26 protein-coding genes are annotated in these 26,027 nt (G+C 46.0%); 16 read left to right on the forward strand and 10 right to left on the reverse strand.

The genetic code is table 11. The features are described from left to right. Nucleotides 1–83: 83 nt before the first annotated feature. Nucleotides 84–650, reverse strand: coding sequence for a hypothetical protein (locus QUA80_RS02415; protein WP_333421067.1), 567 nt, complete (start codon nucleotides 648–650; stop codon nucleotides 84–86). Between the two features lie 205 nt (nucleotides 651–855). Between QUA80_RS02415 and QUA80_RS02420 the strand changes: the two genes are divergently transcribed. The 6 genes from QUA80_RS02420 to psbM all read left to right on the forward strand — a co-directional run bounded on the left by QUA80_RS02420 (nucleotide 856) and on the right by psbM (nucleotide 6,881). Then, a complete protein-coding gene (locus tag QUA80_RS02420) occupies nucleotides 856–1,467 on the forward strand; it encodes a LysE family translocator (RefSeq protein WP_333421069.1) in 612 nt (203 codons plus the stop codon). Between the two features lie 104 nt (nucleotides 1,468–1,571). Further along, a complete protein-coding gene (locus QUA80_RS02425) occupies nucleotides 1,572–2,036 on the forward strand; it encodes a DUF2314 domain-containing protein (RefSeq protein WP_333421071.1) in 465 nt (154 codons plus the stop codon). A gap of 221 nt (nucleotides 2,037–2,257) precedes the next feature. After that, complete coding sequence (locus tag QUA80_RS02430) at nucleotides 2,258–3,643, forward strand: TIGR03279 family radical SAM protein (RefSeq protein ID WP_333421073.1); 1,386 nt, start codon at nucleotides 2,258–2,260, stop codon at nucleotides 3,641–3,643. A gap of 141 nt (nucleotides 3,644–3,784) precedes the next feature. After that, nucleotides 3,785–5,680, forward strand: coding sequence for a TolC family protein (locus tag QUA80_RS02435; RefSeq protein ID WP_333421075.1), 1,896 nt, complete (start codon nucleotides 3,785–3,787; stop codon nucleotides 5,678–5,680). 496 nt (nucleotides 5,681–6,176) lie between these two features. Beyond that, nucleotides 6,177–6,473, forward strand: coding sequence for a 2Fe-2S iron-sulfur cluster-binding protein (locus QUA80_RS02440; protein ID WP_333339625.1), 297 nt, complete (start codon nucleotides 6,177–6,179; stop codon nucleotides 6,471–6,473). Nucleotides 6,474–6,767: 294 nt separating this feature from the next. Continuing rightward, the gene (gene psbM / locus QUA80_RS02445) at nucleotides 6,768–6,881 is read left to right on the forward strand and encodes a photosystem II reaction center protein PsbM (RefSeq protein WP_333234547.1); all 114 of its coding nucleotides are present in this window, start codon (nucleotides 6,768–6,770) and stop codon (nucleotides 6,879–6,881) included. A 121-nt stretch (nucleotides 6,882–7,002) separates the two neighbouring features. Here the strand turns inward: psbM and QUA80_RS02450 are convergent, their stop codons facing one another. Continuing rightward, the gene (locus QUA80_RS02450; RefSeq protein WP_333421077.1) at nucleotides 7,003–7,854 is read right to left on the reverse strand and encodes a universal stress protein; all 852 of its coding nucleotides are present in this window, start codon (nucleotides 7,852–7,854) and stop codon (nucleotides 7,003–7,005) included. A gap of 142 nt (nucleotides 7,855–7,996) precedes the next feature. On the opposite strand from QUA80_RS02450, the gene QUA80_RS02455 reads away from it, so the two are divergent. From QUA80_RS02455 to QUA80_RS02470, 4 genes are all read left to right on the forward strand, one after another. Next, the gene (locus QUA80_RS02455; protein ID WP_333421079.1) at nucleotides 7,997–8,497 is read left to right on the forward strand and encodes a thioesterase family protein; all 501 of its coding nucleotides are present in this window, start codon (nucleotides 7,997–7,999) and stop codon (nucleotides 8,495–8,497) included. 141 nt (nucleotides 8,498–8,638) lie between these two features. Continuing rightward, nucleotides 8,639–9,700 (forward strand): DMT family transporter, encoded by a 1,062-nt coding sequence (locus QUA80_RS02460; RefSeq protein WP_333421081.1) that lies wholly within the window; start codon nucleotides 8,639–8,641, stop codon nucleotides 9,698–9,700. A gap of 16 nt (nucleotides 9,701–9,716) precedes the next feature. Further along, nucleotides 9,717–10,892, forward strand: a complete 1,176-nt coding sequence (locus QUA80_RS02465) for an ATP-grasp domain-containing protein (RefSeq protein WP_333421083.1) — start codon at nucleotides 9,717–9,719, stop codon at nucleotides 10,890–10,892. A 320-nt stretch (nucleotides 10,893–11,212) separates the two neighbouring features. Then, nucleotides 11,213–12,151 (forward strand): hypothetical protein, encoded by a 939-nt coding sequence (locus QUA80_RS02470; RefSeq protein WP_333421085.1) that lies wholly within the window; start codon nucleotides 11,213–11,215, stop codon nucleotides 12,149–12,151. 76 nt (nucleotides 12,152–12,227) lie between these two features. Here the strand turns inward: QUA80_RS02470 and QUA80_RS02475 are convergent, their stop codons facing one another. From QUA80_RS02475 to QUA80_RS02485, 3 genes are all read right to left on the reverse strand, one after another. Beyond that, nucleotides 12,228–13,184 carry a DUF6282 family protein gene (locus tag QUA80_RS02475; RefSeq protein WP_333421087.1) on the reverse strand — a complete coding sequence of 319 codons (957 nt, stop codon included), beginning with the start codon at nucleotides 13,182–13,184 and terminating at the stop codon, nucleotides 12,228–12,230. Nucleotides 13,185–13,252: 68 nt separating this feature from the next. After that, nucleotides 13,253–14,158, reverse strand: coding sequence for an alpha/beta hydrolase (locus QUA80_RS02480; RefSeq protein ID WP_333421089.1), 906 nt, complete (start codon nucleotides 14,156–14,158; stop codon nucleotides 13,253–13,255). Nucleotides 14,159–14,172: 14 nt separating this feature from the next. Beyond that, nucleotides 14,173–14,619 carry a SufE family protein gene (locus QUA80_RS02485; RefSeq protein ID WP_333202615.1) on the reverse strand — a complete coding sequence of 149 codons (447 nt, stop codon included), beginning with the start codon at nucleotides 14,617–14,619 and terminating at the stop codon, nucleotides 14,173–14,175. A 196-nt stretch (nucleotides 14,620–14,815) separates the two neighbouring features. Here QUA80_RS02485 and QUA80_RS02490 point away from each other — a divergent pair, with 196 nt between their 5' ends. The 3 genes from QUA80_RS02490 (at nucleotide 14,816) to QUA80_RS02500 (ending at nucleotide 17,846) form a co-directional block, all read left to right on the forward strand. Further along, nucleotides 14,816–15,814, forward strand: coding sequence for an iron ABC transporter permease (locus QUA80_RS02490; RefSeq protein WP_333421091.1), 999 nt, complete (start codon nucleotides 14,816–14,818; stop codon nucleotides 15,812–15,814). A gap of 125 nt (nucleotides 15,815–15,939) precedes the next feature. Next, nucleotides 15,940–16,725 (forward strand): ABC transporter ATP-binding protein, encoded by a 786-nt coding sequence (locus QUA80_RS02495; RefSeq protein ID WP_333421093.1) that lies wholly within the window; start codon nucleotides 15,940–15,942, stop codon nucleotides 16,723–16,725. Nucleotides 16,726–16,940: 215 nt separating this feature from the next. Next, nucleotides 16,941–17,846: an ABC transporter substrate-binding protein gene (locus QUA80_RS02500; RefSeq protein ID WP_333421095.1), complete on the forward strand. Its 906-nt coding sequence runs from the start codon at nucleotides 16,941–16,943 to the stop codon at nucleotides 17,844–17,846. Between the two features lie 205 nt (nucleotides 17,847–18,051). Here QUA80_RS02500 and QUA80_RS02505 read toward each other — a convergent pair whose 3' ends face one another. Together QUA80_RS02505 and QUA80_RS02510 are read right to left on the reverse strand one after the other, a co-directional pair. Next, nucleotides 18,052–18,222: a hypothetical protein gene (locus tag QUA80_RS02505; RefSeq protein ID WP_333421097.1), complete on the reverse strand. Its 171-nt coding sequence runs from the start codon at nucleotides 18,220–18,222 to the stop codon at nucleotides 18,052–18,054. A gap of 16 nt (nucleotides 18,223–18,238) precedes the next feature. Then, nucleotides 18,239–18,604 (reverse strand): hypothetical protein, encoded by a 366-nt coding sequence (locus tag QUA80_RS02510; protein ID WP_333421099.1) that lies wholly within the window; start codon nucleotides 18,602–18,604, stop codon nucleotides 18,239–18,241. A 325-nt stretch (nucleotides 18,605–18,929) separates the two neighbouring features. Between QUA80_RS02510 and QUA80_RS02515 the strand changes: the two genes are divergently transcribed. The 3 genes from QUA80_RS02515 to QUA80_RS02525 all read left to right on the forward strand — a co-directional run bounded on the left by QUA80_RS02515 (nucleotide 18,930) and on the right by QUA80_RS02525 (nucleotide 21,416). Beyond that, nucleotides 18,930–19,658, forward strand: a complete 729-nt coding sequence (locus QUA80_RS02515; RefSeq protein ID WP_333421101.1) for a response regulator — start codon at nucleotides 18,930–18,932, stop codon at nucleotides 19,656–19,658. A 10-nt stretch (nucleotides 19,659–19,668) separates the two neighbouring features. Continuing rightward, nucleotides 19,669–20,277 (forward strand): adenylate/guanylate cyclase domain-containing protein, encoded by a 609-nt coding sequence (locus QUA80_RS02520; protein ID WP_333421103.1) that lies wholly within the window; start codon nucleotides 19,669–19,671, stop codon nucleotides 20,275–20,277. A gap of 203 nt (nucleotides 20,278–20,480) precedes the next feature. After that, nucleotides 20,481–21,416, forward strand: coding sequence for a fused MFS/spermidine synthase (locus tag QUA80_RS02525; protein WP_333421105.1), 936 nt, complete (start codon nucleotides 20,481–20,483; stop codon nucleotides 21,414–21,416). Nucleotides 21,417–21,734: 318 nt separating this feature from the next. On the opposite strand, the gene ccmS is transcribed toward QUA80_RS02525, so the two are convergent. From ccmS to QUA80_RS02540, 3 genes are all read right to left on the reverse strand, one after another. Further along, complete coding sequence (ccmS, locus tag QUA80_RS02530; RefSeq protein ID WP_333421107.1) at nucleotides 21,735–22,166, reverse strand: beta-carboxysome assembly chaperone CcmS; 432 nt, start codon at nucleotides 22,164–22,166, stop codon at nucleotides 21,735–21,737. 291 nt (nucleotides 22,167–22,457) lie between these two features. After that, nucleotides 22,458–24,254 (reverse strand): ABC transporter ATP-binding protein, encoded by a 1,797-nt coding sequence (locus tag QUA80_RS02535; protein WP_333421109.1) that lies wholly within the window; start codon nucleotides 24,252–24,254, stop codon nucleotides 22,458–22,460. Between the two features lie 102 nt (nucleotides 24,255–24,356). Further along, nucleotides 24,357–25,871, reverse strand: a complete 1,515-nt coding sequence (locus tag QUA80_RS02540; RefSeq protein WP_333421111.1) for an RtcB family protein — start codon at nucleotides 25,869–25,871, stop codon at nucleotides 24,357–24,359. Nucleotides 25,872–26,027 lie beyond the last annotated feature (156 nt).

The following is a 26,027-nucleotide window of genomic DNA, read 5'->3' on the forward strand; positions in this document are numbered from 1 at the left end:
CGATTAAACATTAACTATCAACTATCAACTTTGTACAGATCGTAAAATCCAATTGGTAGCATCTGGCACGCCATCTTCTTCCATTATCTTCCTTCCTCGATCGACCACCTATAAAGTGTCGAATTTCTTCCAGCCGTTATAACTCGGAGTTTTTGACCGTTGCTTGCCCTAAAAATAAAGCTACAACATCCCAAACCCGTACCGCTACAAGCTTGCAATTCTGGATACCCAGATCGATCGGCACGATCGCGATCGGAGGGCGATAAATAAGAGTCGGAAACTGGTTGCCACCCAGCATTAATTAAAGCTTGTCTCACCTCGGCATAGGGATTATCCTGACGCAACATTGCTAGGGGTTGAGAGAGTTTAATTTTTGCCGGTTTTACCTCCCAATAGACGATCGAGGGTTGTTTTCCTGCGCTATTATTGGTGGTTGTAATGGTTAAAGTTTTCCCATCTGCTGTGACAAACTGAAAATGACACAATCCCCGTGCCGTTTCCGGACAAGCGACCAGTTCTGCAAACCAAAATTTGCTGATAATATATTTCTCAATCGAATTTAAGACTGCAATCCGGCCGGGGGAGTAATAATTGTAAGCAGCTTGCCACCCCGAATCTTGTAAACTTGCCCTAGCTTGGGCATAGGACATATTTTTTGCTAGAGTAGGTAGCTATTGTGCCGAAACAGCAATGCAACTGCAAACGAGCGATTCAATGGATAGGGCGATCGCACCCAAGATCAGGCGATGCCAGCCAAGAGACCTGCGTTTCATTCACTTTTATCAGCTAAAAAATCTACACCTGTTATAGCAAATGTTCGACAGTTAGTTTCCAGATTTGAAAGTAGTTAGCGATATGAACTTTAGTAGTATTGTAGCATTATTCTGTGCGATGACCGTCTTGGCTGCTATTCCCAGCATCAGCGTATTGGCTGTCTCGACTCGATCGGCCGCATTTGGATTTGTTCACGGTGTTTTTACCACCCTAGGGATAGTAGTTGGTGACATCATTTTCATCCTAATAGCCATTTTAGGTTTATCGCTGATTGCGGAAAAGATGGGAAACCTATTTTTTCTCATCAAATACCTCGGCGGGGCTTATCTCATCTGGTTGGGAATAGGTTTGTGCAGGTCAAAATTGCAGGATGTAGAAGCGGCGGAAGTTGTTAAATCCTCTTGGCTGTCCAGTTTTTTAACTGGACTGTTTATTACATTGGGCGACCAAAAAGCAACTCTCTTCTATCTCGGTTTTTTTCCAGCTTTTCTCGATCTTTCCAGAATATCTTATTTTGATACTGCGATCGTCATTGCAATTGCTATAGTATCTGTAGGTGGTGTAAAACTTGGTTACGCACTCGCGGCCGATCGCGCTAGATTGCTAATAAGTTCTAAAATAAGGAAAGGAATCAACATTGCTGCTGGCTGCGTCACGATCGCGGTTGGCCTGTTTTTGATAATAAAAGCATAGATTATGACAACATATTCAATACACAAACAAATATCGATCGACTATGCTGCAAACAGAAAACAAATGTCGCTTCATCCGATCGAGCGAACAGCGAGAGAGTAATTATGAATCAATTCAAGAACGATCGCGAACCAATTTCTTGGTTTGCAGGAGAAGATTTAGAAATGTTAGAAGCAATCCGCCAAGCCCAATTGACCTACTCGGATTTCTTGGGTGCGATCGAAGCAGAAAGCAGGCGCATCTTTCCTGCTTTGGACGAAGCCCTTGTCAAATACGCATTTCCAGCTACTAAAACAGGCGTAAAAGTCGAACATATTTTTATCTCAGATATTGAATTGAGAGGCGATAAATTATGCGGCACGGTTGCCAGCGAACCGCTGTACGCAAATGCAGTCAAAGAAGGCGATTCGATCGAAATCGAACCATCGCGCGTATCGGATTGGCTATATGTTATTGATGGTATGGGAGTCGGCGGTTTTACTTTCAAACTGATATGGGAGCGTTTCTCAGAACAGGAAAAATCAGCCTACCAGAATCAGCCCCCTTTTATATGGCTGAACCTTCGCTAAAATTAGATTCTATATTTGCGATCGCTCTTGCGCGATCGCAACAAGCAGAAAGTCGATCTAAAGTTTTTCACTTACAATCTATTGCCTTCACAAACACCTATTTATTCCGAGCGGAGCGCTTGACAAACAATCTATATTGTGGTAAGATTTTAGGCTAAATTAAGATATAAAATAATTTGGAAACGGCAATTTGTCAAAATTGAAAAAGCAAGCGCGATCGTATGAGCGAATCCTCAATCAAACCAGCCCTAATCACCAAAGTTATCCCCGACAGCATCTGCGCCGAAATGGGATTTGAACCCGGAGACTCAATCGTCGCCGTCAACGGTCAAAAACCCCGCGACTTGATTGACTATCAATTCCTGTGCGCCGATGAATTTCTCGAACTAGAAGTTTTAGACAGTAAAGGCAAAACCCACAAGTTAGAAATCGATAAAGAGTACGACGAAGATTTAGGATTGGAATTTGAAACTGCTCTCTTCGATGGACTAATTCAGTGCAACAACCGCTGCCCTTTTTGCTTTATCGACCAGCAGCCTCCGGGGAAGCGGGAAACTCTCTATCTCAAAGATGATGACTACCGCCTCAGTTTTCTTTACGGTAGCTATCTTACTCTCACCAATCTAAATCAAAAAGAGTGGGATAGAATCGAACAAATGCGGCTTTCTCCTCTCTATGTTTCGGTGCACGCTACTGAACCGGAAGTGCGAATTAGGCTGTTAAAAAATCTCCGCGCTGGGAAGATTATCGAACAAATCAAATGGTTTCAAGAACGCCGCTTGCAAATTCACGCTCAAGTAGTTGTTTGTCCTGGTATTAATGATGGCGAACATTTAGAACGCACTTTGTTAGATTTGGCAAAGTTTCATGCTGGAAATATTCCCGCTGTAGCATCGGTGGCTGTGGTGCCGGTGGGCTTAACTCGCTTTCGCCCTGCCGAAGATGAATTAATTGCAGTAACTGCGGAAAAAGCGCGAGAAGTCATCGAGCAAGTGCAGAAAATTCAAGTGCTTTTAAGTACAGGAAAAGGCGGCCAAAAGGCGAAAAAGCAGAATTCAAAATCGCGCTGTATTTGGCTGGCTGACGAGTGGTTTTTAATAGCTGGTTTAGATTTGCCGTCGGCTGCTGATTACGAAGATTATCCCCAAATTGGTAACGGTGTGGGCTCTATCCGCCAGTTTATCCAGCAGTTTGAAACGGCTTTTGAGAAGCTGCAACCGATGCCAGTTAACCCGCCGCGAAAGTTGGTTTGGGTGGTGGGGAATGCTGTAGAAAAAGCTTTTGAGCCGATCGTACAACAACTAAACCAAATTCCCGGCTTGTCCGTCAACATGGCAGCACTGTGCAGCCGCTACTGGGGACAAACTATCACTGTTACGGGTTTGCTCACCGGGCAAGATTTGCTCGAAGCTTTGCAGGGGCAAGACTTGGGAGATGGCATCCTGCTGCCGTCGGTGATGCTAAAACAGGGGGAACCGCGTTTTCTCGACGACATGACCCTCGAACAGCTCGCCAGCTCGCTGAAAACCCGGATTTTGCCGGTGAGCGGAGTAGAGGAACTAATCTCGGCGGCGATCGGTCTGGCAACTGCTGAAGTTAAATTCTAAATTTTGAATCGAACATTCAAAAGTTAAGATGAGTAGGGTAATTGTGACTTGTAACCGTCGAGTTCAGGCTACAGACTAGAAACTTGAGACCTCAATCTTGCTCTAAAATTGTCTCTAGGATTGCAGAGTAATTAAAAAATTATGCGTGTTTTTCGTCAAATTATCGTAGTCGGAGTGGGCGCTGCAATTACTTTCAGCAACGCCGCACAGAGTGCTTCAGCACAGCCTCCGGCTCAATCTCAGGACAGCTTGGCCCTTAGCAATCAGCTCGAATTAGGGCCGAATGTTCGATCGACCTCGAACACAGCGGCAGAATCAGCATCACAGGCCGAACAGTCGATCGCCCTTAACCCTCAAACCTCCGAGTCTCAGCAGCCAGGGGGAGGAAATATCGCATCAACTCCCCCAACCGGGCCCGAGCAAGCATCAAAGCCTCAACAGGCTGCTCCGGCTTCCCCATCAACTCTGTCTCAGGCCGGTGCAACGCCTCTTAAAGGGTTGCCACCGACAGACCCTCTGCAGCCTTCCCCGAGCCCTCTCAACAATGTTCCTGTGCCGAGTGCCCCGGTACAAATTCTCCGGGGCACTCCCAACGAAAGTTTCCCCCCTGTCCCTCCGAGGGGCATTTTAGACACCAAGCCTCCGGCTTCCCTGGAACCCAACCCGAATCCGCTGCAGTTTCCGACAAACCCCGAGGATGTCAGGATCGAGCAAACCGAGCCAATTACCTTGCAGCAGGCGATCGACCTGGCGCGCCGCAACAGCCAAACTTTGCAAATAGCCGAACTGCAAGTGCAACAAAGCCGATCCGCTTTGCGCGAACAGCAAGCTGCTCTTTATCCAGACCTGAATTTTCAAATGGACGCCAGCCGTTCTGTCAGTGCCGGCGGAGAACTCGGAGTCCGAGCTCAGCAGCGCCGCCTCAACTCTGAGGCTAACCAAAGGGGGGAGCCCGCCCCCCAAGCCGGACAAAATTTAGGCAGCAACAGTCTCAACAGCGCTTTGCAGTTGAGCTACGACGTAGATTTGTTCGGAAGGCGGCGCGCTAACATCCGGGCGGCAGAGGAACAGTTGCGCTTTCGGGAACTGGATGTGGAACGCCAAGCCGAGGAACTCCGCTTCGACACTGCTGAGGCTTACTACAACTTGCAAAACGCGGACGGACAAGTTGCCATCCGCCAAGCTTCGGTCAGAAATGCCCAGCAAAGTTTGCGGGATGCCGAAGCTTTGGAACGGGCCGGGGTGGGAACCCGGTTTGCGGTGTTGCAGGCTCAGGCAAATTTGGCTAACGAAGTGCAGCAACTGTCAGTGGCCCGCCGCGATCAGCGAGTTGCCCAGCGGCGTCTGGCTGAGATTTTGAATATCAGCCAGTCGGCGAACTTGACGGCGGCTGACCCGGTAGAGCAAGCGGGCTCTTGGAGGCTGTCTTTGGAAGAGAGTATCGTGCAGGCTTTTAAGAATCGCCCCGAGTTGGAACAGCAGTTGGTGCAGAGGGATATCAGCAAGCAGCAGAGGCGATCGATTCAGGCGGGGCGTTTGCCTCAACTGAGTGTTGGGGGTAGTTACAACGTGCAGGGACAAGACCCTGACGACCCGAACCCGTTTGCTGCTCGCGGGTGGGCCGATGGTTATTCGATCCGGGCGAGTCTGACTTGGAGTATTTTCGACGGGGGCGCGGCGAACGCCCGGGTGAAACAGCGGGATGCCGATATTGCGATCGCTGAAAGTCGATTCGACCAACTCCGCAATCAGGTGCGCCGGGAAGTAGAACAAGCTTATTTTGGCTTGGAGTCGAGTTTTGAGAATATCGAAACTTCTGAGGCGGGGGTTTTGCAGTCGAGGGAAGCTCTGCGTTTGGCGAGACTGCGGTTTCAAGCTGGCGTGGGTACTCAGACGGATGTGATTCAGGCGGAAACAGATTTGACTAGGGCTGAGAGAAACCGATTGTCGGCAATTGTCACCTACAACCTGGGGCTTTCGTCTCTTCAGCGGGCTGTGAGCAATCTTCCCACGAATAACCTCTCGGATGCTCCTTGAGATTCGGTTGGGACGATTCCCTACGGGATAGCTACGCTTCACGACATTTCAGGGCCAGCGGGATTGGGCATTGGGTATCGGGCAACTCAAATACCACTAAGACTCAGAAACTGGGTTTCTGGGCAAAATATTGGTTTGGCCACCACAAATCTAGGAATCAATCGGGTTTCTGACCGAAAGTAATTAGGTCAGGGCCAGAGGATTCATCCGTGGATGGAGAAAAAAAGCTCCGAATCATCTTGTGCTCGCCCCCGGATTCATCCGTGGGGTCGATTCTCAAATTTCAAATCTCAAATCTCAAATCTCAAATCGATTGACCCCGCGCGCCCAGTCTCCTGTCAAAATCACCAATTCAAAAAGCAGGAATGTCATTGTTGCATTTTGAGTTGCCCCGCGACCAATTTCCACTTTCTGGGCCCTAAATATTCTTAATAACCGAAACATTAGTTAATATTTTTTAATAAAGACTCGCGTTTACTGCCCTAGGGAATCAGCAATGGCTAATATCAAGTTTGTGAAGGAAAATCAGGAAGTCATCGCAGCAGACGGAGCCAATTTGAGGCTCAAAGCTCTAGAAAACCGCATCGATTTGTACACGTTTTCGGGAAAGATGATGAATTGCGGGGGCTACGGTCAATGCGGCACCTGCATTGTGGAAATTGTCGAGGGAAGTGAAAATCTGTCGCCCCGCACTGACTTTGAGAACCGCAAGCTCAAAAAAAAGCCGGAAAACTATCGGTTGGCTTGTCAAGCTTTGGTCAACGGCCCGGTGAGTGTGAAGACTAAGCCGTGACTCTCAGAAGGCAGAAGGCTAGAGATGATAGAGATGCAGAAGGAAAGAAAAATTCAGAATGCAATAATTTTGTTTTTTTTTCCTATTTCACTGTATAATTAATCGTTTTGCCGACCTAGGAAAAGAAAGTTGGTTGCTAGGACAAATAAAAGGTTGGCCTGCGAGGCACTCACGCAGAAACCGGGTTTCGTCGCCCATCTGCAAGTCCTCCTTCTGTCTTCGAGTTTGCCTTTTGCCTTTGAGTGATATCCTAGTTGTGTGTTTTCCTATTTTCCGATAGAGGCGGGCGTCTTCATGGAAGTTAACGAATTAGGGTTTGTGGCAACCATTCTGTTTGTATTGGTTCCCAGCGTTTTTCTAATCATTCTGTACATTCAAACGGCTAGCCGTCAAGGCAGACAAGATTAGCAACTGCTGCTGTTTCTGTCTGGCGCAAGCTGGTTGCAAAAAAAAGCGCCAACAGCTTTTTGCTGAGGCGCTTTTTTTGTTAACTGGTGAATGTTGGCTGCTAACTGTTAACAATGAAAGTTTAACCGACTGTGCGGGCTAGCAAGACTGGACAGTTGGCGTAGACTCGCACGTAGTCTGATAGGGAATTTCCCAGGAGTCGATCGAGATCCACAAAGTTTTTGGCAACGTTGGGCCGCCGATCCGGGGAACCGATTACCAACAAGTCGGCATTCAAGTCGTCTGCAATCCGACAAATTTCTTCCCCGGGCTTGCCTGTGGCACTGACGCAGCGGTAGCTAATTCCCATTTGTTTCGCGAGTGCTACTGCAGGGGCTAATACGGGGTCTTTTTCAGCATTTGGTGTTAAATCTTCGGTGGATTTTCCAGTCAAATCTTTGGTGACGTGTACTAGAATTATCTGTCCCCCGCTGACTTCTTTGACAAAAGATAGGGCTAGTTCTAAGGATTGTTTGGCGGATTCGGATTTATCGACGGCCACCATGACGCGCTTGATTCTTTTGACGTAGATGTCGTCTTTTACTAACAGCATCGGTCGGGATGTTAGCTGGAACACGTACTGGCTGACTGAGTTTTCCAAAATCGATTGCAGCCGTCCGAGTCCCCGCGAACCCATAATTACTAAGTCGGATTGTTCTTCTTCTGCAACTTGGCAAACTGTGGTTTTCGGGTCTCCCTGTTTGAGCCGGGGGTTGACTTTGCTGGGATCTATTTTCAAAGACTGGACTGCTTGTGCTAAAATCTTGCCTCCTTCTTCCAACTTCTCGGCCATGCCGTCGGAGGTTACTTGGGGCGGCACGACGTGCAAGACGGTGACAGAGGTTTGTTGCAAGGAAGGGATGTCCATTAACATATTAAACATCTCTTCGCACAAGCCGCGACCGGCTACGGCTACTAAAATTTTTTCTATCATGGTTTTGGCGGTAAAAACAGTTGAGTTTTCTTGTGCGACGCTCTAACTAGGGCGTTTGTACTCTAGTTCGTTAATGTCAAGCATAAGCCTGAAGTTTGCTTTATGATTTGTAGAAATGTAGCGTTTTGGAACAATTTGTAACGTGTTAGAGAACGATCGAACTCAACCAGAACTCGCACCGGCTGGTGCCATTCAAAATCGGCGCGGGATGGACTCTGAGGGCTGGTTTGAATATTTGGTGCGAGTCTACCCTCACCATACTGACTACAGCGGTGTGGTGTGGCACGGGACTTATCTGGCTTGGATGGAGGAAGCTAGGGTGGAAAGTTTGCGTTCTCTCGGCATCGAGTATGCAGACTGGGTGGCGCAGGGTTTGGAATTGCCCGTGGTAGAACTTTCGCTGCGCTACCACCGGGCTGTACAAATGGGTCAATCTGCGGCAGTCAGAACGCGGATAGCTGCTAGCGAAGGTGTGCGGCTGCTTTGGGATTACGAAATTCGATCGGCTGATACTCAGGAGTTATATGTGACGGCACAGGTAACTTTGGTTGGTGTCGATCGCGACAAAGGTAAGATTATCCGCCAATTGCCGCCGGCGCTAAAGGAGGCTTTGACAAGGCTTTCTGTTAAACCTTCAACCTAAGCTGCTGTTAACAAAAAAAATACTTTGTGCAGCCTTAGTAAGTAAAGTGCGTGACTTTTGAGTTACTCCCTTTGCCGCCAAAATTTTATTTTGTCACTCGCCCTACACAACTGCCTTCTGCCTTCAGGGAAACTTTAAATAATGTCAAAAAAACTGGGATTGCCAGAGCAAAATATTGAACTTCAGCGCAATATTTTGGAAAAAACTGAGTTAAACTCTGCCTTGACAACTGAAGAAAAGACTATTGTTTCTGGAAGCCCGGATAGTTTAAAAAATGGTGAATTAGCGGACAGTCAAGGTAAAATTTGGGCGATCGTTTCGCTGTCGGCGGCGCTGCTAGCGGTGTCGCTGGCTGCGATTTTTATTAGGTTGAGCGAACGGGAAATCAGCCCGAATGCTACTGTTTTTAACCGTTTGTGGATAGCAACTGTAGTATTTGGAGTGTGGAACGGTGCGGGTGCTGCCCGCCGCCGAATGTCTGGGGCACAAGTTGAAGGGCGATCGAACTACACTCTGCAGGATGTGATTTTGTTAACAGCCGTAGGCGTGGTTTCTTCTGCTTCTGTGGGTTTCTGGGCCTGGTCGCTGAATCAGACTAATGTCGCTAATTCTACTGTACTGCGAAACCTAACTCCTTTATTTACTACTTTGGGGGGATGGCTGCTGTTGGGGCGGCGCTTTGACAACAGGTTTTTGGCGGGACTGGCGGTGGCTTTGTCCGGCGCAATTGCGATCGGCATGGACGATTTGCAAGCTGCCAGAGACAATTTTATCGGTGACATTGCTGCTCTTTTATCTGCGATGTTTTATGCAGGAAATCTGCTAATTTCAGAACATTTGCGAACCAAGTTTCCGGCAACAACTATATTGATATGGCGATGTTTCATTGGCAGTATATTGGTTTTGCCCCTGGTTCTGCTTGCGGGCGATCGAGTTTTCCCTTATTCTTGGCAGGGATGGCTGGCTGTAATTGGTTTGGCAGTGATTTGCCAAGCTTTCGGCCAGGGACTGCTGATCCACAGTCTGGGTCGTTTGTCGTCGGGCTTTGTAGCTCTTTTCCTGCTGCTAGAACCCGTAATTACCGCTATTATGGCTTGGGTGCTGTTTTCGGAAAGTTTGAGCTTGTTTAATTGGTTGGCTTTCTCTGTGGTTTTGGCTGGGATATATTTGGGAAAATCGAGCGATTCTGTCGCTCAAAAATGAAACAAAAAATACTTAAATGAATCCAACATCCATTAACCTGAATCGCTGGTATTATGACTTTAGTTTGCTCCCTCAATATTTGGAGGTGCTGTTTGCTAAATTGCGGATTGCTGTGGTGTTCGGCGGTGACTGCGATCGCCCCGGAGCTGTGATTTACAAAACTCACAATCCCCGCGCTTGGAAGAGTTACGAAATCGTCGCCCGCGAAATTGCTAAAGCATTAGCACAAATTGGTTTTCAGCAAGTCTTTGTCATACCTGACGACATGAAGTTAGCCGAACAACTAAAACAAAAAAATATCCATTTAGTGTGGCTGAATACTGGCGGAGTCCAGGGTTACAATCCTGTTTGTCACACTCCCGCTTTGTTGGAAATGTTGGGAATGCCTTATGTGGGTCACAATCCTTTAAACAGTTCAACTTTAGATAACAAACACGCTTTTAAACGGGAACTGCAATCAGTCGGAATTAAAACTGCTCCGTTTATGACTTGGCATCCTTCTCAAGGGATTTTGCGTCCTAATTTGCACGAGCGCTTTGCCATTGCTTTTAGTGATTGTCAAGGGCCTTTTGTTGTTAAACCAGTATCCGGTCGCGCTTCGCTGCACGTTCATTTTGTAGAGAATATTGAGGGTTTGTCTCAGGCAGTTTTGGAAGTTCACCGAGCAACTCACAATACTGCTTTAATTGAAAAATATTTGCCAGGACGAGAATTTTGTGTAGCAGTTTGCGGCTATGTTACTTATGCTAAAGGCAGATTTGATAAAAATACAAAACCCTTTGCTTTTTCGACGGTCGAGCGGGTGCTGGAGCCTGACGAACGTATCTTTACTTCTATGGATCGAAAAGCAATTACGGCAGATCGAGGGCGGTTGATGGGCGGTGAGGAACCGGAATTAAAACAAGAGTTAATAGAGTTAGCTAGAAAAATTTATTGGGAGTTTAGCTTGAACAGTTTGGTGCGGATTGATGTCCGAAGTGATGCTGATGGCTCGCTTTATGTTTTGGAAGCAAATCCCAAACCGGATCTGAAACACCCAGGGGAAAATGTGACGAGTTTGGTGGCTTTAGGTTTGGGGGAATACGGGATGAGTTATAACGATTTAATTTTTAGTTTATTGGCGGATAGGTTGGATTATTTGTTGACTCAGCATATCGAAATTATTCCTCATATTGTGGATTTGCTTCATTAATCGGACTTGCAGGGTGCGCTGCGCCTTACCTGTAAACAAAAGGTATTTGTAAAGAAATATAAATTGTTGAGCCAAGTGAACACAGGCTGGCAAGTTGTGATAGCTTTGAGTAATATCAATTCCGGTTGCACTCCTCATGACTGTTGGCTGTTGACTGTTGACTGTTGACTCTGAGTCGCAAAACTGAATCGTTGATTGTTAACTGTTGACTCGATTTTATTATTCCGATGCAACCGGAAACGATATAAGATAGCGATTTGTGGATATCCATTTTTTGTCATTATCAAAATAACTCAATTTATATTAATTATATAAAACCAATGGAAGCATTACTTTTATTCATAGGATTTGGAGGCGGGGCATTAGTCTGCTGGCTAATTTTGAATAAGCGAAATTCACGCAATTTGGTGCGGATGCAGGGTTCGCAGGAGGCTATATCGAATTTGGCTGCTCAGTTGGAAGCCCGAAATTCGGAATTGCGCCAAAAGGTGCAGAATGAAAATCAGCTAAATTCTGAATTGTCCCAGTTGCAAAGTCGGTTGGAAACTGTGACTCGCGAGCAAGAATTGTTAAAAAATCAAGTGTCAGAAATGGAAGAATTTTTGGCAGGAATTGCCCGGGATCGATCGCAAATTGATGCTCTGATTGCTGATTTGCAGTTTCAGCTAGAAAATGCTCAACAAGCTGAGTCCCAGTTAGCAGAAGTGGCAGAACTTAAAGAGCAGTTAGAAGTGGCGGAGCAGGAGCGATCGCAGCTTAACGCTCAATTGCTGGAAAAGCAAGCAGAGTTAGAGGCGGTTGATGCCGAACGTTCTCAATTTCACGCTCTGCTGTCGGAATTTGAGAGTCAGTTGGAAACGGCTACTCAAAGCAGATTGCAGGTACAGTACCAGTTGTCGGAAATTCAAATTAAGTTCGATCGCTCCATTGAAGAGCGGCAGCAACTTCAGTCTCAACTGTCGGGTTTGCAAGCTCAACTGCAATTAGTCGAAGCAGAGCGATCGCAACTGCAATCGGAATTGGAAACAGCTAACAGAGAGCGATCGTATCTATACTCTCAAATCTCGGAATTTCAAAGTCAAATCGATACAGCTAATCAGGCTCAAAATCAACTGCAATCTCAAGTAGGGGAATTAGAAAATCATTTAGAAACCGTCTATCAAGAACGTTTGCAGCTAAATTCGCAGCTATCCCAATTGCAAACTAACTCCCCAGCGGGCGAGCCAGAATCTCCAGAACCTGAAGTAGGTGCTACTTGACTAGAAATCCCAGAGAGGACAAAATTCCTCAGTACAAGCTTGAGAATAGTTAGGCAATCGGACATAATATTTACTCCTAAATTCCTAACAATCGCGCTGGATTTTCCTGCATCATTAAATCAATTTCAGGTTGAGAAATACCTTCAGCAATCAATTTTTTAACAAATAATTTGTAACCTTCAGCAGGTAAAGGATCGGGTTTCCTTCCTAAATCCGTGCTGAGAACAAAATGCTCGGCTCCGATTAGTTTAATCGCTGCGGCCATCTTACTAATAGAAACTTGATGCCAGTTTTTGTGGCCCTCATCAGCAGCATTTTCTCCCATCAAATCGTTAACAAATGCTAGTTCTAGAAAAGCTCCCGTCTGAGCGGCTCTTTGCATATTTTCTAAGGACAAACCCGGTACGTCAGCCATTGCGTGGGTGATCAGGATGTTCTTAATGTTGAGCAGATTGGCTTCAGCTACAACTGCCATCACTTCTTCTGAGGAAATATGACCGGTTTCCAATACCAAATTCTCTTTTGCTACAACCTTCAACACCGCTGCTGTTTCCGGTAAAACCTTGCCATTTTCCGCAACTTTAATCCCCCTTCCCGACTTGTGAAAAACCTGCAAGTGATGCTCAGCATCAACGGTTGGCAGCCACACTAATTTACCGTATTTGCCACCGATGCGGTGCATTGCGTCAACGGCGTCGGGATTAATGCCGCCTACCGAATGATTGAGAACAACTCCTCCGAAAACTTGGATTTCTGGTACTATTTTATTAACCAGAACTGCCCGCGCTGCTGTGCTGGCATAATGATTTTTCAATACCACAGCTTTCATCTTCGCCCTAGCAGCTAATTTCGCTACTTCAAAATCGTCTAATCTGCGGGGAATCACATCAGGAGAAGAATGGATGTGAAAGTCGATCGCACCTTCAATCGTACTCTTTGGCAAATTGACCATCGGCGAATCTCCGACAGTATAAACTGGCAGACAAAACCAATAGCAAACCATCCAAACTAACGTAAAAAAAACAGCTTGCATTCCTCCCCTCTTCCCTTCTCCCCTCTGCGTTCTCTGCGCCCTCTGCGGTTCATCCCCTCTTAATCCTCTCAAATAAAAGATTGAACCGCATTTGCTAAAGCTGCTGCATTCTCTTCGTGCATTCCCAAAGAACCGGGAATAACTCGCGATTCAACACCCGGTAATTCCGTTAATGCTTCCATTTCAGCCTTTGATTTTGGCGGCGCATTTTCAGCAATTACAACCATCACCGGCACTGCTAAATGTTGAAATTTATCTGTAAATTCCGATCGCACTTTTGCCGGATCTAAACCACCAGTCACAAAGGCAGCGGAACCGTATCGAGCACCGGGTTTTTGCGTCACTTGCCATTTGCTTTGGATGAAATCGGGCGTGACTTTAGCTGCATCGGCGTAGACGTGACGGCGGTACATAAAACTCAGGAATGACGGCGCAGTGTTGAGTTTGTAGAGGAATTGTCCCAGTAAGGGCGATCGTACTAATTCTCTCACGATTCCGTGCCAGCCGCTTTGCTGTTTGGTCATCGTCGGCAAAGGCCCGCGCCAAGTCGGCGCAGATAACACAATCTTTGACCAAACATTGGGCTGTGATTGCGCTAATTGCATCACATAACCCGCAGCGTGACCTGCTGCAACTACAGCAACCGGACTGTTAAAAGTTGCCTCAACAAAATCCTTGAGAAATTGATGGTATAATTGCGGTTGATAGTCGGTTCGCGGGCGATCTGATTCGCCGAAACCCGGCCAATCTAAGCTCACAACTTGAAATTTAGGAGCTAATAATTCTGCTAAAGGACGCATTTCTTCTCGCGTGGAAACCGTACTGAAAGCAGGCAGCAGCAATACAGGATTTCCCTGTCCTCTGGTTTCGTAAATAACTTGAATTTGCGTTTCTTGCCAATTCCAGAGATATTTTTGAACTGCGGCGGAATAGTTGCCCGAATTTGATTTTGTTAAATTTGTAGTTTGAGTCATGGCTGTTTATTCTTTTAATTTGCTTCGGCTTGCTTGCTCAATTCACAAGCAAGTGCCTTATTTTTCATCATTTGAAAAATGTTGTAAAATCCGTTAGCGCGGGAAGGTGTCAGACTCACATTCAATCCCGTGTCTTGAATAAAATCTGGGGTAATGGTGACAATTTCAGCAGGCGTTAATCCGCTCAAACCTTCCACCAGCAAGCCAACTAATCCTTTGACTAACTGAGCGTCAGAATCGCCTTGATACAAAACTTTTCCGTCTGCCAAATTTGCAGTAACATAAACTTGCGACACGCAGCCAGAAACTTTGTTTTCCGGCAGTTTGTCGCTTTCTGGAAATGCTGGAAGTCGCTTGGCATACCACAGCAGTTGTTCGTAGCGCTGTTTCGGATCGGAATGTCGCTGGAAGCGCTGGACGATTTTAGCTAGGGCTGGCGGTAGCGCGGTGTTTGCGGACATGATTCACTCGTAGCGGTTTACTTCGTTAATATTATACATTTAATTTTGGCAGCGGGTGCGATCGCCCGCTCATCTGCTCCCACTGAAGCCGTCTTCAGGTGAATGGGTTCTTGTTATTGTAGTTAACGAGTTCGAGCGTTCAAAATAGAGGAAATATGGTACTTAGTGCTGTTAATCAAGATTGTGGTGTAATCTAGTGAATCTCCCAAAAATCTGGCTAAAATATCGAGTTTTTCAAGCAGTTTTATTCTTAGGATTGAGTTTGCTGTTAACCATCGCCCTTTCGCTTTCTTTCGGTGCGGTGCCGATGAGTGCAGATCAATTGTGGCAAGCATTTCTGCACCGAGGCGATGCTGTCAATCAGACTATTTTCTGGGAATTGCGTTTGCCCAGAGTTGCGGCAGCGCTGACGGTTGGTGCGGCTTTGGGAATGTCGGGGGCTTTGCTGCAAGGTTTGCTCCGCAACGGTTTAGCCGATCCTTTTGTATTAGGAATTTCGGCGGGTGCGGGGTTGGTTGCGATTACCATGCTGACTTTGGGAATATTTCAAACTTGGGTGCCTTTGGCTGCTTGGATAGGTGCTATTTTCACTTCGATGCTGGTCTACTTTTTGGGAAAAACTAAAACGGGAATTTCTGTGGAACGTTTGGTTTTAGCTGGTGTGGCTGTGAGTTCTCTATTTGGGGCAATACAAACTACACTGCTGCTGTTAGCTGAAGACAGCCGCTTGCAAGCTGCTTTGAATTGGTTGATCGGCAGTTTGAACGGTCGCGGTTGGTCGGATTTGCAGGTGGCTGCACCTTATATTTTGGCTGCTTTGCTGTTAGGATGTTTTTTGGGTCGATCGATAAATTTGCTGGCTTTGGGTGACGATTTAGCTGTTGGTTTGGGGGTTTCGCTGGTACGATCGCGCTTGTTGATTGGCGGTGTTGCTACTTTGCTAGCTGCGAGTGCTGTCAGCATCGGCGGATTGATTGGTTTTGTGGGATTAGTTGTGCCTCACGGGGTGCGTTTGTTGGTTGGTAACGATTATCGGTTTGTGTTGCCGCTGAGTGCGATCGGCGGTGCTTGGGTGTTGACTTTTGCTGATTTTTTGGCACGTTTGGGTGCCGTAGAATTGCCTGTCGGTACGGTTACGGCTTTGTTGGGTTCTCCCCTGTTTGTCTGGCTGCTTTATCGGCGTTCTAGTTATTAGTTATTAGTCATCAGTCATCAGTCATTAGTCATCAGTCATTAGTTATTAGTAACCAATGCCCGATGCCCGATGCCCGATGCCCGATGCCCGATGCCCGATGCCCAATTACCCATTACCAAAATATAATGTCTTTAGAAATTCAAAATTTAACTGGCGGTTACGGCGAAATTGCGATCGCCCGCAACATCACTTTATCTTTGCAACCAGGTGAGTGGTTGAGTCTCATCGGCGCCAACGGTTCTGGTAAGTCTACTTTCTTGAAATTAGTCAGCCGCATCCTAACTCCGCAGCAAGGAACAGTCTTGCTTGACGGCAAAGCCATTCATACTCAACCTGCTGCTGTTGTCGCTCAAAAATTAGCGATTTTGCCGCAGCAGCAAACAGTACCCGAAGGTTTGACGGTAAAGCAATTAGTTAGTTTGGGGCGTTCTCCTCATCAGGGTTGGTGGCAGTGGGAATTGAGCAAAGAAGATGCCCAAAAGGTGGAAATTGCGATCGCTCAAACAGGGATTGAGGAATTTCGCGATCGCCCTGTCGAACAACTCTCAGGAGGCGAACGCCAGCGCGCTTTCCTCGCCTTAGCTTTGGCTCAAAACCCGCAAGTTTTGCTGTTAGATGAACCTACTACTTATTTAGATATTTGCTATCAGTTGCAATTGTTAGAGTTGCTTAATCAACTCAATCAAGAACACAACTTGACGATTATTACAGTGCTGCATGAAATTAATTTAGCTGCTAGGTACAGTTCGCGGATTGCCATGTTAAATAAAGGGGAACTTTTTTGTGTAGGAACTCCCGCACAAGTTTTAACTCCTGATAATTTAGCTCAGATTTTTGGCGTAGAAGCTATCATTTTAGAAACTTCTGTAGGCTTGCAGATTTGTGCGATCGCCCCTGTCTCCCAAATTTAGTATATTCATACTTCGTGTAATAATCCTGGACGCATGGGCCAGCAACCGGGTTTTTGACGAAAATACGTCGTTGTAGCCCGCAGATTCCCTAAAAACCCGGTTTCTTTGGACAGCAGACTATTGATATTTAAATCGTTAAGCGCTAAAGTGCGATCGAACTTCCCGTCAATTCTATCTAAACCTGGTCTAAACTCGCTGTAACTCCAGCCTAAACTATGTACAAAACTTTGTTTTCTCGTACCGCTATCCTGCTGCTGAGTTTAGCATTTGCCGCTTGCTCCGCCGCCACTTCACCCGAAATTCAGCCATCAACTCCTGCTGGTTCGCCAGTTAATCAACCACAAACAACTAACAGCGAATCAGTACAAAAAGTTGTAGCTTTAACACCTTTAACCGCCGATATTATCCATCAACTCGACCCAACCAAACTTGTAGGAATTCCCGGCAGCGCATTAGTCAGCAGCAACCCCAAATTTACAGGAATTACCGCAGTCACTGGCGAACGCACCCCTCCCAATTTGGAAAAAATCATCGCATTGAAACCGGATTTGGTGGTAGGTGCGTCGGGATTTCACGACCAAACAGTGCAAAAATTGCAGCAGCTAGGAATAAAAACTTTACTCACTCAAGTTGATAGCTGGAAATCTTTAGAAGAGTTGACTGCGAATTTAGCTAAATCCCTCAATACCAATCCCGACCCTCTGTTAAAACGCTACCAAACATTTTTAGCAGACATCCCGAATCAAAGCCCCGCCACTTTAGTTTTGGTAAGCAGACAACCGATTTTATCGCCGAATCAAAGCAGTTGGGCTGGAGATTTGCTGGGTAAGTTTAACGTGAAAAATATCGCAGCCCAATTGCAAGGAGATAGCCCCATGCGAGGCTACATAACGCTTTCAGCGGAAAAGGTTTTAGAGGCTAATCCGGAAGTAATCATTATAGTCGATCGGGGAGAAGGAATTTTAGACCAATTTAAATCTGATTCATTTTGGAATCAACTAACAGCCACAAAAAATAATCGAGTTTACGTTTTTGACTACTACGGATTGGTCAACCCAGGCAGTATCGAAAAAATTGAACAAGCAACTGCTCAACTTAAACAAGTTCTCGCTAAAAAGTAGAAACCCGATTTTGAGAGATAAAAAATCTCTAGAAATCATGGAACAAATTGACTGCAATTTCTCTAAAAGCGAGAAAGCTAAAGGCACTCAAAAAGCGCGCAGCCGGAAACCAGGTTTTTGAGACTGATATCAAATCCGTTGGCATCGTCCTGTATTCATCTCTCTCTTCCCTTTCTCTGTATCCTCTGTGTTCTCTGCGGTTTAATCATTCCGATACAACCGGAATGGATATGACTCCCAATGCTGTTCGATCGATCTGATATCTTGCACCTTTGTCAGCAACAGGCTTTCCGGCCTGTTCCACAAAAGATAAATTTTCTCGCGGAACGGGCCGGAAAGCCTGTTCGTAAAAAACTAATTGAGAATGGTGCAACATATAAGATAGATCGCCCTCAAGAAGCTAAATCCAGAGGAGGCAAACCGCGCAACTGTCGCAGCGAGTTGATACACAACTGACAGTCGCAGCCAAACAGCGCCACCGCCTCATCGCTTTCTTCTTCCGAAAAATCCAGCATCGCCACCTGTTCTTCACCCGGGCGCTGCCAACTAATTCTCGGCTTAGAAGCCGCAGCAGCAGACTTGCCAGGAAGCCGCACGCAAGTCAAGCGCTGAGTGTGGGGCGATCGCACGCATTGAGGCGAATCAGCCGATCGGCTTGGTGTTTCGGTAATTTGAGCGGGATTTGCGATCGCGCTTAAAGACATCAAAGATCCAAACAGCGTCGGACTTACAAGTAAAGTGAGGAGCAATCTATTCATTTGTCGTCCTTAAGAACTTTAACGTATACAGTAGCCGATTATCTGTTGCAATTCAACAAGGTTTTCGTCCGACATCAGTACGATTTGCCGTTATTAAGGTTTAAAAGCCGAATATTTGCCGCCCAAACTTTCAACAATTATCCGCGTATTAGCAACTAGCATTTTCTGATAAGTATCACCTTGGCTTCCGATTTTAAGATTTGTTGCAATTTGAGTTAATTTAGATAGCCAGTGATAGCAAATTCATCCAATGCGGGTAAACTGATTTCAGCAACGACAACTCGAAGCAGCGAACAAGTTTACCTCAAAAACCAAGTGGGGAGTGATGAGTACAGTTTTGGTGGTGGAGGATTCCCGCAGCCAGCGGGAGTGCATTTCACATCAGTTGAGATGCAGCGGATTGAATGTAATTCAGGCATCTGACGGTGTGGAAGCGCTGGCGAAAATTGAGAAAAATTGCCCAGATTTAGTATTATTAGATGTCATAATGCCCCGTCTAGACGGCTACGGCGTTTGCCGTTTGATTAAAGCTAATCCCGAAACTCGGAATATACCGATCGTATTTTTAACAGGGAAGGGACAGCAGTTAAGTTTATTTTCGAGGGCGATCGATCGCGCCGAGGCTTATGTTAGCAAACCTTGGCAGCCGAGGGAACTTTTGGCAACGATCAAAAAAGTTTTGCTCAATGCCAATATTAAGTTCGATCGAGCTTCAGCGGACGCTTGGACGGAATACGGAATTTTAAACTTAAGTACAGTCGAACTGTATCAAAGCCACGCCGATGCTTGGACAAAGTACAGCGCCCAAATTATTAAATTGTACGATGCCAGCTTAGCAGCTTTCCAGCAAGCTTTGGCAATTGAACCGAGTCACTCGAATGCAAACAAGTATCGCAACCGAGTTCAGACAATCCGGGGAATTTTGATGAAAAAATTAGAGCAAACTCAACCTTGCAAAGTCTGCAATTATTATTACGGTAAGGATGGCATCAATTGTGCGGTGCATCCGGCGGGTCGCCCTCAAGAACTGTGTCGCGATTGGGAATTAAATTAAATAAACAAAAATGAAAACAAATAACCGCGCTTACTTGGAAAAGTTGCTGCAAGAAAGAAACGAGCATCCCGAAAGAATGGCGGAAATTGATGAAAAAATTAATGCAACTTTCCGCAAAGAGTACGCTATTTTAGTAATGGATATGTCGGGATTTTCGCGCACGACAGTCCGCTACGGAATCATTCATTTTTTGGCAATGATTCACCGGATGCACGGAATTGTCAAACCGATAATTTCAGAATGCAGCGGTACTGTAGTTAAGGAGGAAGCCGACAATATTTTTGCAGTGTTTCCTGATGTAAAATCAGCGGTGGAAGCTGCAATCGACTCTTTGAAACAAACGGCGGCTGTTAACACGACACTGCCGCCGGAAATGGACATTCACCTCTGCATTGGTATTGGTTGCGGCGATGTTTTGATGCTGGAAGGAGAGGATATGTACGGATCGGAATTTAATCTGGCATCCAAGCTGGGAGAGGATTTGGCGGAACGGGGAGAGATTTTGCTCACCTCAGCAGCCTTTGAAAATTTGGAAGGTGACAAGCAAGATTGGGAAAGAGTGGATTTTTCGATTTCAGGTTTGGAGTTGGTGGCATATAAACGGATACTGTCTGCTTAATTTCTCTCTGGGTTTTGAATAATAAAGAAAATAAAATTGACTGCAAACCCGGTTTCTGAGTAATTCCTGAATAAAATAGTCTTGGACGCATCAAACCAAAGAAACCGGGTTTTTTTCTGAATCGGCGGGCTAAGACGAAGGATTTTGGTAAAAAACCCGGTTTCTGACCGCCAGTGCTTCCAATACTCTAAAATTTAAAATTAATGATTGACGATCGCCAAAATTGGCAACGTATGAATTTAGCTGCCATTCAACAGCGGCTGGCTTGGCTGCTGCAACAGCCAGACAAAGTTATTTTTTGCAAAGAGTCTGGTGTTCACTATGTTGCAGTCACAAAAGAGCGATCGCACATTAAGCTATCTTTAGTAGAAAAAGTAAATCAGCACACAGATTTACTGCAATCTGTATTCGATTTGAACAATCCTTTACATCTAGTTTCTGAATATACTCAGGCGATGATGTTGGGTTTAGTGTGGCAAAACCAACCTCAAAAAATCTACATAGCTGGATTTGGAGGCGGCAGAATTCCCTTAATTTTGCACCACTATTTGCCGGAAACTGTTATAGAATGTGCGGATGTCGATCCGATCGCGATCGAAGCAGCTACACAGTGTTTTGGGGTGCAGTTGGACGATCGGCTGACTGTAACAATTCAAGACGGCAGAGAGTATCTAGAACAGCAAAAACCAGATAATCAGTACGATATCATCATGACCGACGTATTTTTTGGCAACGGCTACTTTCCGCACAGGCTGGCCACCAAAGAATTTTATCAACTCTGCGAAAAACGCTTGTCAAGGGAGGGAGTTGTGCTAGTGAATCTGCTGCAAAGAGATGAGTTTTATGCGGAAAAAATAAAGACTTTTCAAAGCGTTTTTTCTCAGGTGTGCGTGTGTCCGTGGAAGGATATTAACAGCGTTTTGATCGGTACTAACAGCGCTATTTTAGAGAAAGACGAGATTGTTGCTAGGGCAAAATATTTGCAAGATGGCCATCAATTTTCATTTCCATTAACAGACAGATCGCGGGAAGTAAAATTAGGTACAGAATTGGCAGAAGCTGTAGCTAATTTAGACAAAGCTCAAATTTTGCATGACGATTCGCCTCCCGCTGGTTATTTTGATTGCTGGTTATTCTGATATTGATATTTAAAATAATATCAAATCCGGTAGCATCAGAATTAATATTACCCACAGCCAGGACACAACAGTGCGGTTTCCCTAGCCCAAAATCATCACTCTTCTTCAATCAGAGATGTAACAACCGCCGGATTAATTGTAGGGAAACGGCACTGCTGTCTCCTGACTGTAAGTAATCTCAATTATCATGCTACCGGATTTGATATATAGCCTTTCTCAAAAAGATGAGGTACGATCGATAGATTATATAACTACAATAACGTATAGGGCTAAAGCCCAACTACGTACCTCATATGAGAGATCGAACCGCTATAAGTCCTATTTCATACATTCAACCATCTGCTGTTCCAGCTTTGTCAACAATGTATCAACATCTGTTGCAGCTTCCTCAAAACAAACCGGAGGTTCAGGCTTAGGTTCAAAAAGAATTAACTTAATTTGACCTTCCCCGATCGCCAAAATCGCCACTTCCTTCTCAGGCTTGTGAGCGTTCAACACACCTACAACTTCCTGAATCTGACTTTTAACTTGACGGTTCAACTCCTCAACCGCCTCTTTTTTACAATACACAAAACGCGCAGTTTCTGCAATATCAATTGCCAAAATCTCCTCGCTTTCCTCTCCCCTTTCCAGAAATAGCCCCCAAGCCAAAGCAGCCAATTCATGTTGATTAGCTTTCACAAATTTATCTAATTTCCGACTCCAGCTATTTTCGTTGGGTTTGGACTGAGGGCTATCAAATAGAAACATTTTCTCTTCTTGTTTGTATAAACTAATATTTTACAGTCAGCAGTCAGCAGTTAGTCGGCAGTTGGCAGTTGGCAGTTGTCATTAGTTAGGAATCAAATTACCAACTATATCATGTCTGGTTGATTCGCGATCGGATAATTTTCGATCTCGTAGGGGCGGGTTTTACCAACAATCTACCTGTCAAACTAACGAGCTCATAAACCCGCCCCGCCCATATAGTTATGATGCTACCAGACATGATATTACCAATTCCCAATTGCCAATTCTCAATTACCCAAAACCGCTGCGTTTCTATCTTATACCAGATTGCACGCGCCAGAGCGCCGCATAAATTCCGTCCTGTTCGATCAGTTGTTCGTGCTGCCCCGATTCTACCACCAGCCCCTCTTCCATGACACAAATGCAATCGGCATTGCGGACAGTAGAAAGACGGTGGGCGATCGCAATTGTAGTGCGATTTTTGGTAATTCGTTCGAGCGATCGCTGAATTGCCGCCTCAGTCTCGTTATCCACCGCTGAAGTAGCTTCGTCAAGAATCAAAATCGGCGGATTCTTCAAAACAGCCCGTGCAATTGCAATTCGCTGCCGCTGCCCCCCGGACAATTTTTGACCCCGTTCCCCTACAATAGTGTTGTAACCGTCGGGCAATTGCGAAATAAACTCGTGAGCCTCCGCAATTTTAGCAGCATTTACTATCTCTCGATTGCTTGCCTCAAAACTGCCGTAAGCAATATTTTCAGCCACCGTACCGTGAAACAAAAACACATCTTGACTCACCAACCCGATCGCTCTCCGCAAATCTTTTAAATTCAGGTTATTTAATTCTATACCGTCGAGATAAATATTGCCGTACTGTACCTCGTACAGCCTCAAGATGAGTTTCACCAGCGTACTCTTTCCCGAACCCGTAGCGCCAACAATCGCAGTAGTTTTTCCGGCAGGCAGAGTCAGGGAAAAATACTGCAAAATCGGCTTTCTTTGATTGTAAGAAAAAGTAACATTTTTAAATTCCAACTCACCCTTAATCGAACTAACAGGCCTGCGAATATCACCCGTGCGAATTGCGATCGGAGTATCCAACAAATTCATCACCCGATTAGTAGAAGCCATTGCGCGCTGGTATTGATCCAGAGTATTTCCCAGGCGAGTCAGCGGCCACAGCAACCGCTGGGTCAAAAACACCAAAACGCTGTAAGTTCCCACAGACAACCGGCCCGCCACCACCTCCAAACCCCCCAGAAATAATGTTGCAATAAACCCCAAGAAAATCACCACCCGAATCAGCGGAATAAAAGCTGCCGAAAACACGATCGCCCGTCGGTTGCTTTCGCGGTAAGCTTGGCTTTGTTTTTCGATGCGCCCAATTTCATAATCTTCGGAAGTAAAACTTTTAATAGTAGTAATTCCCATCAAATTATTCGACAGTTGCCCGTTCAGAAAACTTACCTTTTCCCGCACGTCAGCATACAGAGGAGCGAGGCGGTTTTGAAAGGCGATCGAGCCCCAAATAATAAAAGGTATCGGCAGCATTGACAGCCCAGCAACAAGAGGAGATGCAGCAAAAAAAGCCGCGCCAATCACAACAACCGTTGTCATTACCTGAATTATCTCATTAGCGCCGTCGTCCAAAAAACGTTCGAGTTGATTGATATCATCATTCAGAATAGAAATCAAACCGCCCGTGCTGCGTTCTTCAAAATAAGCTAACTCTAATTCCTGCAAATGGCTGTAAGCTTCCAGACGCAAATCATGTTCGATATCCTGAGCTAAATTGCGCCACAAATAATCGTAGGCATATTCAAAAACAGATTCCAAAGTCCAAATAATCGCGCTCAAAAAAGTGATGATTGCCAGTTGCCAAAAGACATCTTTGATGCCCCACTGAGCGAGGATAGAATCTTGCTGTTTCACCACCACATCAACGGCAATACCGATTAATGCTGGCGGCGCTAAATCAAAGAATTTATTCAGCAGCGAACAGGTACTTGCCAGCCAAGCTTTCAGGCGGTAGCGGCGCCCGTACTTCAGCAGCCGCTTTAGGGGATGGACAGGTTTTGATGGATTTGGTGATGCTTGAGAATCAGTCATAGGGAATGGGGCATCGGAAAAGGGGCCGAGAATTACAAATTAGTAGGGTGAGGCGCGCGCACCTTACCCTTGTTTAATTTTTAATTCTCAAATGCCCCGTTCCTAGGCTTTAAACGTTAACACTGGCTTCATTTTAGCGACTGCACCAACTATTTGCGCCTCAACCTGAACGTCAATTACTGGTTGAATTGGTTTGTAAGCTGCCGGTGCTTCTTCGATTCTGCGTTCTTCGCGCAAGGTAATGCAATCTACGCCGATTAATCCCAAAGTGGAGTCAGTTTTGTCAACACCTTTGCGACTCATATCGAAGCGCGATCGCGCCCTTCCTGCACCGTGAGAAGCCGATCGCAAAAATCGATCGTTCCCCTTCCCAACCAGCAAATAAGACGGCGCCCCCATCGAACCCGGTACAATTACAGGCTGACCGGAATGTGCGGGACAAGCGCCTTTGCGAGCCACCCAGCCGGCACCTTCAGCTAAAGTGATATTGTGAGGCACATCGTATACTAAGGGAGCTTCGACATCCCCGAAAACTTGTCGCAAACGCAACCGCAGAAGTTCTGCTAGCAGCAAACGGTTGATAAAACCGTAGTTAGCGGCTGTGGCTTCCGCTTGCAGGTAGCTGCTCACAAGTTCGGGATTTGTTGCGACAGACAGCGGAAAAAGCCGGGATTCAGGATGTTTCAGAGTTTTCGGCCAGGCCTGGCAAGCTCGATCGCGCCACATTCCGCCGATATATTTGCCGACATTCCGCGAACCCGAGTGAATCATGAAAGCGATTTGTCCCGATCGAACTCCCCAAGTATAAGCCGTAGCCTTGTCCACCACTTCCTCAACCACTTGAATTTCGACAAAGTGATTGCCGCCACCGATGGTAGCTAACCCGCCATCCCTGACTAACCCGTCATTTGGGACTAATTCTTCGGGAGCCCATTTGACATCGCCATTCATGGAACCGCCGAGGAAAGTGCGACCGCACTCTGTCGCCAACTGCTCGAAATCCGAATTGGCCGCGCTGCCGGTTGCCTTGTCCAGCATACCATCCAGCCATCCGGGAATCCCGTGTTGGAACATCGCGCGAGCAGTTTTTGCAGTCATGCTGACATCGCGAGTACCGAAGAAATAATCGCCTTTGAGCAATTCTACAAATCGATCGCGCTGACTGAGGAATTGTTCGATCGACAAATCCGCAACGTGTAACCGCATCCCGCAGTTGATATCAGAACCGGTAGCCGCCGGAATCACCATTCCTGCTGTTTCTACAACAGAGCCGATCGCCACCCCCGAATCCCCCGGATGGAAGTCAGGAGTAGCGCAAGCGCGGCAAACGCAACCGCCTTGAGGATGTCGAACATTCGCCAAATTTGCTAACTGTTTGAGCGCCTTTGCTTCCACAGGAAAATCCTCTGGGAGCAAAACTTCTGCTGTTGTGGCACTGGCATCTTGCCAGTGTTCATGCAAAGAACTATTGAGTTCTCTTGTGGCACTGGCATCTTGCCAGTGTTCATGCAAAGAACTATTGAGAGAAATGGAGTAAACTTTGTTGCTGTAACTAACATCAAGACCTTGCCGAGACAAAGCTCGCAAAAGCCTGTTCAAGTTTTTTGGCTGCTGCATAAATAGTCTGTTGCGGGTTGCTATGCAACCCCCAGGAGTTGAAGAGATTTTTTAGGCAAAAAAAGACTTGGGTTCAGCAGCCGCCATCTTTTTCAATATAAGCTGAAAGGCAACTTATCTAATAACTAAACTTATCACATATCAAAAGTGATATGT

It is taken from the genome of Microcoleus sp. F4-D5 (genome assembly GCF_036704885.1).
Lineage (GTDB): Bacteria > Cyanobacteriota > Cyanobacteriia > Cyanobacteriales > Microcoleaceae > Microcoleus.

Excerpts from the sequence above, each read along its gene's own strand:
- QUA80_RS02415 (WP_333421067.1), bottom strand. The coding sequence starts at position 650 with ATGTCCTATGCCCAAGCTAGGGCAAGTTTACAAGATTCGGGGTGGCAA.
- QUA80_RS02420 (WP_333421069.1), top strand. The coding sequence starts at position 856 with ATGAACTTTAGTAGTATTGTAGCATTATTCTGTGCGATGACCGTCTTG.
- QUA80_RS02425 (WP_333421071.1), top strand. The coding sequence starts at position 1,572 with ATGAATCAATTCAAGAACGATCGCGAACCAATTTCTTGGTTTGCAGGA.
- QUA80_RS02430 (WP_333421073.1), top strand. The coding sequence starts at position 2,258 with ATGAGCGAATCCTCAATCAAACCAGCCCTAATCACCAAAGTTATCCCC.
- QUA80_RS02435 (WP_333421075.1), top strand. The coding sequence starts at position 3,785 with ATGCGTGTTTTTCGTCAAATTATCGTAGTCGGAGTGGGCGCTGCAATT.
- QUA80_RS02440 (WP_333339625.1), top strand. The coding sequence starts at position 6,177 with ATGGCTAATATCAAGTTTGTGAAGGAAAATCAGGAAGTCATCGCAGCA.
- psbM (WP_333234547.1), top strand. The coding sequence starts at position 6,768 with ATGGAAGTTAACGAATTAGGGTTTGTGGCAACCATTCTGTTTGTATTG.
- QUA80_RS02450 (WP_333421077.1), bottom strand. The coding sequence starts at position 7,854 with ATGATAGAAAAAATTTTAGTAGCCGTAGCCGGTCGCGGCTTGTGCGAA.
- QUA80_RS02460 (WP_333421081.1), top strand. The coding sequence starts at position 8,639 with ATGTCAAAAAAACTGGGATTGCCAGAGCAAAATATTGAACTTCAGCGC.
- QUA80_RS02465 (WP_333421083.1), top strand. The coding sequence starts at position 9,717 with ATGAATCCAACATCCATTAACCTGAATCGCTGGTATTATGACTTTAGT.
- QUA80_RS02470 (WP_333421085.1), top strand. The coding sequence starts at position 11,213 with ATGGAAGCATTACTTTTATTCATAGGATTTGGAGGCGGGGCATTAGTC.
- QUA80_RS02475 (WP_333421087.1), bottom strand. The coding sequence starts at position 13,184 with ATGCAAGCTGTTTTTTTTACGTTAGTTTGGATGGTTTGCTATTGGTTT.
- QUA80_RS02480 (WP_333421089.1), bottom strand. The coding sequence starts at position 14,158 with ATGACTCAAACTACAAATTTAACAAAATCAAATTCGGGCAACTATTCC.
- QUA80_RS02485 (WP_333202615.1), bottom strand. The coding sequence starts at position 14,619 with ATGTCCGCAAACACCGCGCTACCGCCAGCCCTAGCTAAAATCGTCCAG.
- QUA80_RS02495 (WP_333421093.1), top strand. The coding sequence starts at position 15,940 with ATGTCTTTAGAAATTCAAAATTTAACTGGCGGTTACGGCGAAATTGCG.
- QUA80_RS02500 (WP_333421095.1), top strand. The coding sequence starts at position 16,941 with ATGTACAAAACTTTGTTTTCTCGTACCGCTATCCTGCTGCTGAGTTTA.
- QUA80_RS02505 (WP_333421097.1), bottom strand. The coding sequence starts at position 18,222 with ATGTTGCACCATTCTCAATTAGTTTTTTACGAACAGGCTTTCCGGCCC.
- QUA80_RS02510 (WP_333421099.1), bottom strand. The coding sequence starts at position 18,604 with ATGAATAGATTGCTCCTCACTTTACTTGTAAGTCCGACGCTGTTTGGA.
- QUA80_RS02515 (WP_333421101.1), top strand. The coding sequence starts at position 18,930 with ATGAGTACAGTTTTGGTGGTGGAGGATTCCCGCAGCCAGCGGGAGTGC.
- QUA80_RS02520 (WP_333421103.1), top strand. The coding sequence starts at position 19,669 with ATGAAAACAAATAACCGCGCTTACTTGGAAAAGTTGCTGCAAGAAAGA.
- QUA80_RS02525 (WP_333421105.1), top strand. The coding sequence starts at position 20,481 with ATGATTGACGATCGCCAAAATTGGCAACGTATGAATTTAGCTGCCATT.
- ccmS (WP_333421107.1), bottom strand. The coding sequence starts at position 22,166 with ATGTTTCTATTTGATAGCCCTCAGTCCAAACCCAACGAAAATAGCTGG.
- QUA80_RS02535 (WP_333421109.1), bottom strand. The coding sequence starts at position 24,254 with ATGACTGATTCTCAAGCATCACCAAATCCATCAAAACCTGTCCATCCC.
- QUA80_RS02540 (WP_333421111.1), bottom strand. The coding sequence starts at position 25,871 with ATGCAGCAGCCAAAAAACTTGAACAGGCTTTTGCGAGCTTTGTCTCGG.